We start from the raw sequence: 13,746 nt of genomic DNA on the forward strand, positions 1-13,746 counted from the left end.
TTACCTTAAAGAACTATAAAAATATCATGAAAGAACAAACGCCGACTATTGCAAGAAAACCGGACAGCCCATTAAAAAAAGGCTGGACAACCGGCGCTTGTGCAACAGCCGCCACGAAAGCCGCCCTGACAGCTCTTATTACCGGTGAGTTTCCCGACCCTGTCGGCATCATTCTACCTAAAGGCGATGTTCCCTATTTTCCTCTGGCTCTGGCAAGCCTTGGCGAAGGCTATGCCATAGCCGGCATTATCAAAGACGCCGGAGATGATCCGGATGTCACCCATGGCGCAACCATTATCGCCACAGTGCATCCTGCACCACCAGGCAGCGGTATTATTTTCAAAGCTGGCGAAGGTGTCGGCACAGTCACACGCGCCGGATTGCCGATCAAACCGGGTGAAGCTGCCATCAATCCGGTCCCACGCCAACTCATGCGTGCTGTCTGTGAAGAGCTATGCTGTGAATATGGTTTACCAGCCGATCTCGTCATTATTATTTCCGTTCCAAATGGCGCAGAAATAGCCCAAAAAACCATGAATGGCCGCCTCGGCATTGTCGGCGGCATATCCATTCTTGGCACGACCGGCGTTGTTAATCCTTTTTCCTGCTCATCATGGATCCATTCCATCCATCGCGGTATTGACGTTGCACGCGCAGCTGGTCAACAGCACATCATTGCCGCCACAGGATCGACATCAGAAGAGGCCGCTCAAAAACTATATGACCTACCTGAATTTGCCCTAATCGATATGGGGGACTTTATCGGCGGCGTCCTCAAATATCTGCGCCACCATCCTATAAATAAAATTACCCTTGCAGGCGGTTTTGCAAAATTGACCAAATTCGCCCAAGGTGCACTTGATCTCCATTCATCACGCAGTAGTGTCGATTTCAAACAATTATGGCAAATAGCACAAAAAGCAAATGTGGATGCCTCTTTACAAGATGCCATCATCAACGCCAATACAGCCAAGCAGGTGCTTGATCTTGCTGGCAGCAAAAGGGAAATACTTGCCAATTTTGTTGCGCAATCATGCCAAAGCCACGCGCTTAATATATTGCAGGGTACGCCGGTCAGTGTTGAAATTATTATTACCGATCGCGAGGGTAGCATAATTGCCCAAGTCTAGGCGTATTCTTATTCTCGGCGGCACGCATGAAGCTTATTTATTGGCCCACCATCTGATTGCACAGGGCCATGATGTGGTCTCTTCACTGGCAGGACGCACATGCAATCCGCGTTTGCCAGAAGGTCGACACCGAATTGGCGGCTTTGGCGGCATAGACGGCCTTGCCAACTATATAAAGCAACATGAAATTGCACTTATTATTGATGCAACCCATCCCTTCGCCTTTCAAATTCATGACAATGCACGATACGCGGCAACCTTAAGTGCTATACCGCTGTTACGGCTGGAACGACCAATATGGCAAAGGCAGTCTGGAGATAACTGGATCACGGTTGATAATCTGGATCAGGCAGCCTCAAAACTACCGACTGGCTCAACCGTATTTTTAGCACTGGGACGACAACACCTTACTCCTTTTTTGAAACGCCCGGATGTCAAGCTGATAGCTCGCATGATTGATAAGCCAAACCATATTGAAAATACGAGCACGTTTAAAATCATTCTGGCAAAGCCTAAAACACTAGAAGAAGAAATAAGCTTTCTTATGGAAAACCATATTCATCTGATTGTATCGCGTAATGCTGGCGGAGAACAATCCTATGCCAAAATTGCTGCCGCACGACAGCTTGGCTTACCCGTTATCATGATCAATAGACCCAAAGGTACCCCCCCCTGCGACTGTACAACAATAACAGAAATCGACAATCAACTGTCGCGCTTATTACCGGCATAGAGAGATGAAAAATCGAATTGTTCTGATGCCAAGGCTCGGCCAATAAAAACAATTGCCGTGCGTTCAATCTTTTCATCGCTCATCCGCTGTGCAATCTGCCCCAATTCTGCCCGTATAATCTTCTCATCATTATAACCGATACGATAGGCTGCCACAGCCGGACAATCATCCCCATAGAGAACACTCAACTCATCAACCATGGATGCAATTTGTCCCGCAGCCAAATGAAGCACCATTGTCGCACCGGATTGCGCCAGATTGGCAAGCGTTTCACCTTCCGGCATGGCAGAAGAGTTTTTTGCAGCCCGCGTCAAAATGAGTGACTGGTTGATACCCGGCAACGTCAACTCCTGCTTCATTGCAGCCGCTGCTGCTGCAAAAGCCGGTACGCCCGGTGTTACATCATAATCAATACCGAGTCTGTCTAATTGTGCCATTTGTTCAGCAGTCGCACCATAAATAGACGGATCACCGGAATGCACCCGAGCCACATCCAACCCACGGTCATGCGCAGCTTCCATTTCGGCAACAATCTCGTCAAGTGACAATGCGAAACTATCGATAAGTCTTGCACCTTCAGGCGCATTCGCAATAATTTCTTGCGAAACAAGAGAACCAGCATAGATACACACAGGACAAGACCGGATCAATTCCAATCCGCGCACCGTTATTAAATCCGCAGCCCCCGGCCCTGCACCAATAAAATGAACTGTCATTTCTTTGCCCCTTTTTGATAGGCAATAGCAATTGTCGCTCCCTTTATTTTTGTTTTTTCTAATACCAGTTCAGCGCCTTTTCCAGCCGTTGCTAGAGCCGCAGATTCTGCTACGCCATGGCACCCAATCTTTTTGAAAACACTATTGGACGGATTGGCAATAAATGGAGTCATATATTCAAGAAAATCGCTATCATATTGTTGTAAAGGCACGGCAAAACTACGCTGCAACGGCTCAATCAACTGCATTTGGTTTTTATCATCATATTTTATCAAAGTCGCTATCGCATTAAAGCATTCAATATCAAGCTCTTTCATTTTCTGCTGGATTAGATTGATAACGTCACCCACGTCCACATGACTAGAAAAGCCAAACCCCAGAAAATAACCTTGCCCATAGAAAAGCGCATTCAAAGCAAACAAAATTTCAAAATAAGCATCACGATCCTGCTTATCGAGAAATTCCGGCTTTTCGGTTGACAAAAAATCAACCGCAATTTGTGGGTGAATTTCCTGTCGCTCTACCCGTGCCAACAAATCATAGAAAAATTCCGCATTATTTCCATAATACCATGCGCCAAGACTCATCACCCAATCACTATCGTCCCCTGGAACAGCCTCTTCCAAAGTGGCATAAAACAAGGTGTCAAAATCATTGCCCTTGGCGTTATAAAGCAGATCATAAGGCCAGAACCACAAATAACTATCCAGCATTGTGTTTCTTTGCCCCTCCAAAATAAGCATATTGGCGCAAGAGCCGGCATGATAACGTCGCATAATATCGCAAAAAAAAGACCGGCTCCATGGCATATAGGAGACAATAGGCATCACACTTGAGCCATCCGCTATATTGACACTCAAAAAGGCCCCGACCGATGCATTGCTTTCCCAATCAACAAAGATAAAAACATCGCCATATTTTTGCGCTTTGATCTGTTTGCCATCACGTTCTAACACAATGGAAACAGCGTTATCTTCCGCCCGCCAGACACCGCAAAAAATACCATACTTAAAAAAGCCGTCATAAAAATCGACAATAAATGAATGGCTTGGCCAAAGAAGCGATGATGCCCCAGGATAATCGGCACTATTTTCGGTTTCTTCACCGTATTTTTGGGCCGACAACAGGATATAACAGTTATCGTCTGTGATTTTTGTCAAAAAAGCATAAATATCACAAATGAATGGACCGCGGAAAATAGTCAGCGCCATATCATCTTTTTGCGTATGAAATAGGCATTGCCAATCTTCTTTGAAGCAGTCACGACCTGAAAAAATAAAGCTTCCATCGTCTTTCTTGGCTGCTTCATCGGCAAAATACTCATTGAGCCTGTTGAATATAAACTGCCTTAAAGCGTTAGTGATTTCAGCCATCAGCTTTTGCGCGCTGCAGCCACTTCTTCGGCTGTCACACCAAGAATAGCGGCAATACGCTTGATCAGCGCCACTTCGTCGGCATCGATATGTTTATCGGCAACAGCAATCTGCATCAAATTTTCGATCAATGAAAAACGCCGTTCAGGTGCCATCTCTCCAAAGAGGGCCGCCGCCTGACCAGTTGTTGTCTCATAGCCAAAATCACGCAAATACTGGATGACATCAGGCAATGCATCGCGCTCGATACCGAATTGCTCCTTGGCAATTTTTGCAAAAGTCTGCGCTTCCCCCACGCTTTGTTCGCCATCGGCAAAAACAAGCTGGATCAGTAAAAGCAATTCAGCTGCCGTTGCCGGATCATCAGCAACCTTGCGCACCGCATTATGACGGGAAAAATAATTAGCAATCCGTTGAAACATATCCCGCTCCATTCAGCCTGTTTAAATTAGTGCGAGAGTGACAAGAGCAAGCGTAAAACACAAGCCTGTTACACACAAAAACCCAAAATAAAATTATCTTTATTCGCGATAAATTGAAGATTAGACGGTTTGCATATCTAATTTTTAGGCTAAAGAAGAAAAATGGATTTTTTTAGTGACCATACACTGTGGATTTTGGTCTTTGCCGCTTTTTCAGCTGGCATGATCGATTCTATATCCGGTGGGGGTGGCCTGATTACCCTTCCGGCTTTTCTGTTAGCCGGAGTCCCCCCTGTAACCGCACTTGGCACAAACAAGTTGCAATCCCTGTTCGGCTCACTATCGGCAACCATCGCCTATGCCCGTGCCGGTCATGTCAATTTAAAAACCCAATGGCAACAAGCGCTTTGCGCTTTTATTGGCAGTATTATCGGTGCCTGCGTCACAGTCTTACTGCCGCCTTCCATCCTGCAAGCCTGTCTGCCAATCCTTTTGATTTTTGTTGCTGTATATTTTGCTTTTAAACCCAACCTCAATGATGTGGATCGCAGCCATCGCATACGCCCTATCATATTCTGTCTGACAATAGCACCGCTTATCGGCTTTTATGACGGGCTTTTCGGCCCCGGTGCTGGATCATTCTATATGCTGGCCTTTGTTTCTTTAGCCGGATACGGCATTTTAAAAGCTACCGCCCATACAAAATTATTAAACTTTTCATCCAACATCGGTGGATTTATTGCTTTTGCCTTTGTTGGCAGCATCGACTTTCGCCTTGGCATTGCTATGGGCATCGCCCAATTTATCGGCGCCCAGATAGGGGCACGTATCGCTATGCGTATTGGTGCACGCCTGATCAAGCCCTTACTGGTGATTGTCTGTATTGCACTGGCTGTCAAATTATTATGGGACCCACATAATCCGCTGCGCGAATTCCTACATCTTTAATGATAAGAAAATCACGCCGATACCGATCATCGCAACGCCGAACCAATTGATCAAAGAGAGTTTTTCACCCAAAAATGAAACACCGAAAATTGCCACTAAAATAACCGAAAGCTTGTCAATTGGCGCAACGCGAGCCGCATCACCAATCTGCAAGGCACGAAAATAGGCAAGCCATGAAGCTCCCGTCGCAAGTCCTGACAAGACCAGAAAAATCCATGATTTGAGACTAATTTGCGATGGCTTATACCATTGGTCGGTCACCGTTAGAAAAAAACATAAGGCAGCAGTAATGACCAATGTACGTACCAACGTTGCAAAATCGGAATTAATGCCATGAATCCCGACCTTGGCAAAAATTGCCGTTAATGCCGCAAAAATTGCTGATAAAAACGCCCAAAATTGCCAGCTCGCCGCCATTTTATCCCATCCTTATTCTTGTTTATACGATCTTTTAAAATTCAACTCCCTGCTGGCCTTTAATACCGGCCCGAAAAGGATGTTTAACCAATTCCATTTCGGTAACCAGATCAGCCTTTTCAATCAATTCATCCTTAGCATTGCGCCCCGTTATGACAACATGTTTCATAAAAGGCCGTCTTTCAAGGGCATTTAACACCCTATCGAGTGATAGATAATCATAACGCAAGACAATATTGAGTTCATCACAAACAACAAGATCTGTCTCATCATCCAAAATCATGGCTTCCGCCAGCGCCCATGATTTTTCCGCCATCTCAATATCACGGTTGCGATCCTGCGTTTCCCATGTAAACCCTTCACCAAAGGCGTAAACCTTAACCTGATTACCAAATTTTTCCAGTGCCAGCCGTTCACCTGTTACACGCGACCCTTTGCCAAACTGCACAATGCCGACTTTCATACCATGACCCAATGCACGAAACACCATTCCGAAAGCAGCTGTCGACTTGCCTTTGCCTTTGCCCGTATTGACAATCAGCAAACCTTTTTCACCGGTTTTATCGGCGTCTATTTTTTCCCGAGCCAGTGCTTTTTTTTGCATTTTGACCGCATGACGTGCATTAAACTCTTCCTCATCCATATCAGCTTTTTGTGTCATTATTCTTGCCTTCTATAATTTGTTCCAAATCAAATTGTGCTGCATTGGAGCGCGGATTCCATAGCTTTCTACGGACCGCTTCCTGTAATCTTTGAGCTATCTCACGCAAAGCGGCCGGATTGGTCTGCTGTAAAAAAGCTCTTACATTTTCGTCACCAAGATAAGCATCATAAAGCACTTCAAAATGATGGTTCTCAACCGCCCGTGTAGTCGCGGCAAAAGCAAAAAGATAATCAACCGTTGCCGCCATCTCGACACCGCCCTTATAGCCATGCCGCATAGCACTGGTGATCCATTTTGGATTAACAGCACGAGCCCGCAAGGTACGGCCAATTTCATGACGCAGTGTTTGGATCAAAGGCCGCTCGGGACGTGAAAGGTCGTTATGATAAATTTCCGGCTGCCTATCTGAAACTTTTCTAATTGCGGTCGCCATGCCACCTTCAAAAGCATAATATTCACCTGAATCCAGCAAATCATGTTCACGGTTATCCTGATTCTGGATAACGCCTTCAATGTCAGCCAAACGTTGTGGCAATATATTACCTGCCTCACCTGCACTTTTACCATAGGCATAAGACGAATTGGCAATCCATGCCTGCGCCAGATCATCATCGTCTTGCCAATCACCACGATCAATCAATTGTTGAACACCGGTACCATAAGCCCCTGGACGCGCACCAAATATACGATAACCAGCCTTTATGCGTGCCTCATCGTCCGATACTCCCTCTGACCGCAACACTGCATAGTCATGCCTCATACGGTGGCCAATCGGATTATCCTCGACCAGTTCATCCAAAGCCCCAACAGCACGGACAGCCTGATCAAAAAGCAGAATCTGTTCAGGAAACGCATCACGAAAAAAACCGGAAACACGTAAAGTCACATCGACACGTGGGCGCTTTAGCTCGGCAAGAGGAATGATTTCATAACCCGTCACACGGCGAGAAGCATGATCCCATAACGGTTTGACGCCGATCAGGGCCAATGCCTGCGCAATATCATCACCGCCCGTGCGCATATTGGATGTACCCCATGCTGTGAGACCAAAAGAGGTTGGCCACATGCCATTATCCTGCACATAACGCGTAATCAGCAAATCAGCCGACCGCCTGCCTAAATCCCAGGCCGATGAAGTCGGTACAGAACGATTATCAATCGAGAAGAAATTACGTCCCGTTGGCAAAACATCAAGGCGTCCCCGCGTCGGTGCGCCCGACGGCCCCGGTGCAATAAAGCAACCATCCAGCGCACGAAGAAAAGCTTTTATCTCACGCGGACCACAAGCGAGCAGCGCCGGCTTGATTTCTGCTTTAACATTATCCAGCACAGCCTTGGTTTGACTCATTTTTTCTTCAACAACAAAATACTCCTGCACAAACTTTAGCGCCGCCAACTCAATACGCTCCACCGTATCACCAAGACTACGCCATGGACTATCACTGACAGAGGCAAGAAACTCGGGTTTCAAACCTTTGTAAGGTATGGAAAAGTCACAATCCAACGGGTCAAAACCAAGTTTTAGGTCATCGGCAATGGCACGATGCAAACTTCCCTGCCCACCTTCGCCGCGCGGCACACGCGCCAAAGCAACCAGCAGATTATCCAGCTGTTCGTCTTGCGGGTTACAGCCAAAAATATGCAGACCATCTCTGATTTGCAGTTCCTTAAGATCACAGAGATAAGCATCTAATTTTTGCAATGCCATGTCACCATCATCATGGGCATGGATATCGGCATCCCGATCAAGCCCCGTTATATGGACCAGTTGAAGAATTTCCTCTTTTAACTTTACCAATCGACGTGGATCGACACCCGATGCCTGATAATATTCATCAACCAAAACTTCGAGATCTTTGAGCGGGCCATAGCTTTCAGCCCGCGTCAAAGGCGGCGTCAAATGATCAATAATAACGGCACTACTACGCCGTTTAGCCTGCGTCCCCTCACCCGGGTCATTGACGATAAAAGGATAGATATGAGGCAAAGGCCCCAAGGCAATTTCTGGATAACACCGCGCAGAAAGCGCCAAGGCCTTGCCGGGCAGCCATTCAAGGTTACCATGTTTGCCCATATGGACAACGGCATCGGCAGCGTAAACATAACGAAGCCAGAAGTAGAAGCTCAGATAATGATGAGAGGGCACAATATCAGCAGCATGATAAACCTGCTTGGCATCCATCCCGTATGCGCGTTCAGGCTGTATAGCCACAACAATCTTCCCGAAACGCATGACTGGAAGGGCAAAAGCATCATCCCGCACATAAGCGTCCTGACCGGGATCGCCCCAATGGGCTAGAACCTCAGCTTGAATCTCTTTAGGAAGCTTTTCAAATAAACACCTGTAATCATTAAGCGACAAGGCTTCACGAACAATCCGCCCCTGCATTCCTTCATTGGTTGGCCCCCGCGCCAGCAAATGAATCAGTGTATCACCATCAATCGGCAAATCCTCAATATTGTAACCTGCCTGTTGCATCTCCTGCAGCGCCAGAAGTGTAGATGCCGGCGTATCCAATCCAACGCCATGTCCAAGCCTGCCGTCGCCACCAGGATAATTGGCAATGACAAGTGCAACATGGCGTTCATGTCGCGGCTTTTTTTTCAATCTTACCCAATTAGCGGCAAGGGCAGCCACATAATCAATGCGATCCACCAAAGGCTGATAGAATACAATATTGCATTGCGTTTCTTCATCGTAATGATCGGCAATCTTGAACGAGACAGCACGAGTCATAACCCGACCATCAATCTCGGGCAAGGCGACATTCATTGCAAGATCACGAGCTGAAAGTCCTTGCGTGGATTGACTCCAGCTCGCTTCATCCTGTCCCGAAAAAATAACCTGCAAGACCATCGCATCCTTATATTCAAGAATGGTCGCCTCGCGATCATCAAGCCCCGTAGAAACGGCAAAACCCGTGGCATTCAGCACAATATCCGGCGGGCAATGGTTGAAAATTTCTGAAACAACCTTGCAAGATAGCGGATCCTTCAAACTGGAAACAAAAATTGGCAGCGCCTGCATACCTTGACAATCCAAAGCTTCAATCAAAGCCTGTACCGGCTTCAATTGACCACTTTGTACCAATGCCCGATAAAAACATATCGCAACAACCGGCCTGCCATCAGCCTTAAAACGTGCCAGCAGATCATCAGAACGATTACTACCTTCCGGCCACCACAATCCTGCTTTCATTAAAGGCCGCGCAGACAAAGGCTTTTCATCCCGCCCGATCAGAAAAGCCATATAATTTAAAAACTGTTGGGCATTTTCAGCCCCACCTTCTAACAAATACTGCCACAACGCATAGCTATGTTCACGCGGCACTGTCGAAAAACGTTCAAGATTTTCATCCCATTTATCATCACCAGGGATCACAACCAGTGCAATATTATGTTCCAGTGCAGTACTATGAAACATCTGAAGGCCATAAGGCCAATAGGCTTCTCCGCCAATTACCCGTACAACAATAATTTTGGCATATTGCACGGTACGGTCAATATAAGTATCGACCGACATAGGATGCGATAATTGCATCAAATTAGCCAAACGCAATTGAGGTAGACCCTGTCCAAGCACTGCCTTAGCCGCACTCAAACAGGCAATTTCTGTGTCCGCTGCAGACAAAAAAAGCATATCTGCCGGAGACTGCCCAAGATCAATAGCTTCCTCAGCATCACTTAAGGTGCCTTTTTGTGCCAGCAATAAATGCATTAGAAAAAACTGGCCATTTCTTGTTTTATTTTTTCCTGATCCATCTCGTTCAAACCAATCACGACAAGACGGCTCTGACGTTTTTCCTGCGCCGACCAAGGCCGATCAAAATAACTATCAATGCGTGAACCGACAGCCTGAACAACCAGCCGCATCGGCTTGCCGTCCACATCAACAAAACCTTTAAGTCGTAGAACATCATGCCGAGCAATCACATCCTCGAGCCGGGCAAGAAATGCTTTCTGATCAACAATCTTATGTCCCTCGACAACAAAACTTATAAAATCGTCATGGCTATGCGGCACCCCGTCTTCATGGTGCAATTCATGATGGGATTTTCGGTTGCCGATATCCATTTCCGTGCCAATCCCAAGCCCCAGCAAAAGATCAGCGCCGAGATTACCGAAGCTCGCCTCGAGCATGCGGACAGGCCGGGTTGAACGACTGGATACTTCTTTTCTAACAATATCCATCGCCTTTCCATCAAGCTGATCGACCTTGTTCAAAACAATGAGATCAGCAGCATGAATCTGGTCTTCAAAAAGCTCTTCCAAGGGACTTTCATGATCCAACGATTCATCGCTACTACGCTGATGATCAATCCTGTCATGATCATCAGCAAAACGCCCTTGTGCCACAGCAGGTGCATCAATAACGGTAACAACACCATCAACTGTTACCTGCGTCTTGATTTCCGGCCAATTAAAGGCAGCCACCAAAGGCTGGGGAAGCGCCAATCCCGATGTTTCAATAACAATATGATCTGGCCGGTCAGCGCGTGCCAGAAGTTTGCCCATTGTCGGAATAAAATCTTCTGCCACTGTACAACAGATACAGCCATTATTAAGCTCGATTACATCCTCGTCACGACAGTTTTCAATGCCGCATCCCTTTAAAAGTCCGCCATCAACCCCCATATCGCCAAACTCGTTGATGATGAGGGCAATCCGTTTGCCTTGTGCATTCTCTAACAAAGAACGGATCATTGTCGTCTTACCCGAACCCAGAAACCCCGTAATAACAGTCACGGGTATTTTGGATGATAAAAATTCCTGACCCATCATCTATCCTTTCAATTTGAGCGGCAGACCGGCAGCGATGAAATAAACTTCATCCATTTCTTTTGCCATTTCTTGATTGAGCAAACCGGCAAGATCACGAAAACGGCGCCCCAATTCACTTTCGGGCACCAGACCAAGCCCCACCTCGTTGGCTACAAAAACTACAAGCCCCTGCATTTTTTTCAGCGATTCAATAAAGCGGTCAAATGTCTTTTCAACTTTTGCGTTATAATAAAGCAGATTACTCAGCCAAAGCGTCATACAATCAACCAAAATGGCAGAGTTCTCATCCGTTTCTTCAAGCAGTTTTTCAGCTAGCTCAAGCGGCGCATGAAGATTGTGCCATTCAGGCCCGCGCCGCGCCCGATGCCGAATGATCCGCGTTGCCATTTCTTCATCAATAATTTCAGCCGTAGCAAGATAAACGGGTTTCAAACCGCTTTTTAAAATGATATCTTCGGCAAATTGCGATTTGCCTGAACGTGCCCCGCCGAGCACCAATATAAGTTTTGCCAAAACAACCTCCGTGTCGGCACCGAAAAATCCGGCAAATCAACCAATCGGCAGGTCTCCTGGCTCGCGCTTTGACAAAATCTGCCGCCTTCCCGATTTCTCAGTGGCTGCTATAAAGCCTTGGCATCTTCTAACGCTCTACAGTCGCGGGGTCGGCTGTGATATAGCAATGAAGCTTTCACATTCCCTTTTCACTCTTTTGTTCATATTTTGAATAATCACAAAAAAGACCGATAATTGACGTTAGCGTGCCCCTCATCAACGCGCAAGAGCAAAAAGCGCATCAATATCGATTGCTTGCGCCAATGCGTTGGCAATGTCATCCAATGCCTGATCAATAATATCATGTTGATTGCAACCGGACGAAAAACCACCAAGCCTTTTAAGAAACTTCTGACGAAAAGTACCATTATTAAACAGTCCATGCAGATAAGTTCCCCATACTCTGCCATCTGAAGAAGCCGCGCCTTCCTTACGTCCATCAATTTCAAGAAAAGCATTATCACAATCAGGGCCGGCGCTTTCTCCCAAATGGATTTCATATCCCTGCAAATCAGTATGATCGCGATAGGAATGAGCCATTATATTGCGCGTAATCTTTTCAGGTTTTAAAGCTGTCACGATATCAAGCAGCCCCAAACCATTAATCCGGCGCGTGCGCCCTTCTATTCCGTCCGGATCATCAATAATACGGCCAAGCATCTGAAACCCACCACATATCCCGATGATTTCTGCACCGTTTTCATAACAACGGCGAATATCATCAGTCCATGACTGATTCTGAACCGTCTCCATATCTGCAATGGTTGCCTTGCTACCTGGAATAATCACGGCATGGCAATCATAAGCGATCGGTTCACCCACACGGACAAAAACAAGATCAACATCTTTTTCCTGAATCAGAGGATCAAAATCATCAAAATTGGCAATATGCGGCAAAACAGGAACAGCAATTTTAATCCGCCCGGTTGAAGCTCCTCGAACCTTAAAAAGGCCGACAGAATCTTCTGCCGGCAATCGGCTCATAGCCTCAATCCACGGGACAACCCCATAGCTCGGCCAGCCTGTATATTTTTCAATCTCTTTAAGTCCATCATCAAACAATGAAGGGTCACCACGAAATTTATTGATGAGATAACCGGCAATACGCTCCCGGTCGCACGAGTCCAAAATGGTATGTGTGCCGACAAGCGAAGCAATAACACCACCACGATCAATATCCCCTATAAGCACCACAGGAATATCGGCCTTTTCTGCAAATCCCATATTGGCGACATCATTTTTGCGTAGATTGGTTTCAGCAGGTGACCCCGCACCTTCAACCAAAACAATATCGGCTTTACTTTTTACTCTTTCAAATGATTTCATCACATAAGGCAGCAGCTTGCCTTTCATATCTTGGTATTCATATCCCTTGGCATTACCATAGACTTTGCCTTGAACAATGACTTGTGCACCATTTTCACTTTGTGGCTTCAACAAAACTGGATTCATATCAACGCAAGGCTCTACACCACAGGCAAAAGCCTGCAGCCATTGTCCTCGTCCTATTTCTCCCCCTCCCGAAGCAACCGCAGCATTATTAGACATGTTCTGCGGTTTAAAAGGCCTCACACGCAGACCTTTATGACGCGCAAGACGACAAAGGCCAGCAACCAGAACGGTCTTACCAACATCCGATCCCGTTCCCTGAAACATTAAAGCCCGCGCCATATTACCACCTATTCCATAGTCTTTCCGGCATCTGCATATAATAACATTTTTTCAAAAAAAAGAGCGTGATTCATACTTATTTAAGCCTTCGATAACCTGGAATTAACAGATTGCCTTTAAACAGAAGGTCAAGAGCAAATTGAAAAGCCTCTTCTTTCCGGATCAGGTATTGCGTACCGGAATGTTCCTCATAGTTCGAGGAAAACTAGTCTTAAAAAAACTGCGTATCGGCCACGTCGAACGCAGTTTTTTTTTATTTTAAGCACCTCAATCAACTGCCTGTGCATGGACTTCACCACAATGCCACGCTAAAAGACAGCATCTGCAATTTGTATTCT

General features: G+C 46.3%; 12 protein-coding genes and 1 riboswitch. Of the genes, 3 read left to right on the forward strand and 9 right to left on the reverse strand.

The window, feature by feature from the left end; translation table 11 throughout:
* The first annotated feature begins 26 nt into the window (after positions 1-26).
* Together ACYZ97_RS05340 and ACYZ97_RS05345 are read left to right on the forward strand one after the other, a co-directional pair.
* Positions 27-1,130, forward strand: a complete 1,104-nt coding sequence (locus ACYZ97_RS05340) for a cobalt-precorrin-5B (C(1))-methyltransferase (RefSeq protein WP_473300434.1) — start codon at positions 27-29, stop codon at positions 1,128-1,130.
* Complete coding sequence (locus tag ACYZ97_RS05345; protein ID WP_473300435.1) at positions 1,117-1,863, forward strand: cobalt-precorrin-6A reductase; 747 nt, start codon at positions 1,117-1,119, stop codon at positions 1,861-1,863. Before ACYZ97_RS05340 ends, ACYZ97_RS05345 begins: the two co-directional genes overlap by 14 nt.
* Here ACYZ97_RS05345 and cobM read toward each other — a convergent pair.
* From cobM to ACYZ97_RS05360, 3 genes are read right to left on the reverse strand one after another with little or no spacing between them, the layout of a single operon-like run.
* Entirely contained in the window at positions 1,836-2,579 is a 744-nt protein-coding gene (cobM, locus tag ACYZ97_RS05350) for a precorrin-4 C(11)-methyltransferase (protein WP_473300436.1), read from the reverse strand. The two genes, ACYZ97_RS05345 and cobM, sit on opposite strands and share 28 nt — an antisense overlap.
* On the reverse strand, positions 2,576-3,952 hold the full coding sequence (locus ACYZ97_RS05355) for a cobalamin biosynthesis protein (RefSeq protein ID WP_473300437.1): 1,377 nt from the start codon (positions 3,950-3,952) through the stop codon (positions 2,576-2,578). The genes cobM and ACYZ97_RS05355 overlap by 4 nt, the downstream gene beginning before the upstream one ends.
* Positions 3,952-4,374, reverse strand: a complete 423-nt coding sequence (locus ACYZ97_RS05360) for a tellurite resistance TerB family protein (protein WP_473300438.1) — start codon at positions 4,372-4,374, stop codon at positions 3,952-3,954. The genes ACYZ97_RS05355 and ACYZ97_RS05360 overlap by 1 nt, the downstream gene beginning before the upstream one ends.
* A gap of 162 nt (positions 4,375-4,536) precedes the next feature.
* On the opposite strand from ACYZ97_RS05360, the gene ACYZ97_RS05365 reads away from it, so the two are divergent.
* The gene (locus ACYZ97_RS05365; RefSeq protein WP_473300439.1) at positions 4,537-5,322 is read left to right on the forward strand and encodes a TSUP family transporter; all 786 of its coding nucleotides are present in this window, start codon (positions 4,537-4,539) and stop codon (positions 5,320-5,322) included.
* On the opposite strand, the gene ACYZ97_RS05370 is transcribed toward ACYZ97_RS05365, so the two are convergent.
* The 6 genes from ACYZ97_RS05370 to ACYZ97_RS05395 all read right to left on the reverse strand — a co-directional run bounded on the left by ACYZ97_RS05370 (position 5,311) and on the right by ACYZ97_RS05395 (position 13,408).
* Positions 5,311-5,739: an EamA family transporter gene (locus ACYZ97_RS05370; protein ID WP_473300440.1), complete on the reverse strand. Its 429-nt coding sequence runs from the start codon at positions 5,737-5,739 to the stop codon at positions 5,311-5,313. The genes ACYZ97_RS05365 and ACYZ97_RS05370 overlap by 12 nt on opposite strands.
* Before the next feature lie 34 nt (positions 5,740-5,773).
* Entirely contained in the window at positions 5,774-6,400 is a 627-nt protein-coding gene (cobO, locus tag ACYZ97_RS05375) for a cob(I)yrinic acid a,c-diamide adenosyltransferase (RefSeq protein WP_473300441.1), read from the reverse strand.
* Positions 6,384-10,121: a cobaltochelatase subunit CobN gene (cobN, locus tag ACYZ97_RS05380; protein WP_473300442.1), complete on the reverse strand. Its 3,738-nt coding sequence runs from the start codon at positions 10,119-10,121 to the stop codon at positions 6,384-6,386. Before cobN ends, cobO begins: the two co-directional genes overlap by 17 nt.
* Entirely contained in the window at positions 10,121-11,185 is a 1,065-nt protein-coding gene (gene cobW, locus ACYZ97_RS05385; RefSeq protein WP_473300443.1) for a cobalamin biosynthesis protein CobW, read from the reverse strand. The genes cobN and cobW overlap by 1 nt, the downstream gene beginning before the upstream one ends.
* Positions 11,186-11,698, reverse strand: a complete 513-nt coding sequence (cobU, locus tag ACYZ97_RS05390; protein ID WP_473300444.1) for a bifunctional adenosylcobinamide kinase/adenosylcobinamide-phosphate guanylyltransferase — start codon at positions 11,696-11,698, stop codon at positions 11,186-11,188. It abuts the gene before it with no gap.
* A gap of 29 nt (positions 11,699-11,727) precedes the next feature.
* Positions 11,728-11,944: riboswitch (cobalamin riboswitch) on the reverse strand.
* A 9-nt stretch (positions 11,945-11,953) separates the two neighbouring features.
* Positions 11,954-13,408 carry a cobyric acid synthase gene (locus tag ACYZ97_RS05395; protein WP_473300445.1) on the reverse strand — a complete coding sequence of 485 codons (1,455 nt, stop codon included), beginning with the start codon at positions 13,406-13,408 and terminating at the stop codon, positions 11,954-11,956.
* Positions 13,409-13,746: the final 338 nt, after the last annotated feature.

Source organism: Bartonella sp. bp_1, from assembly GCF_055808085.1.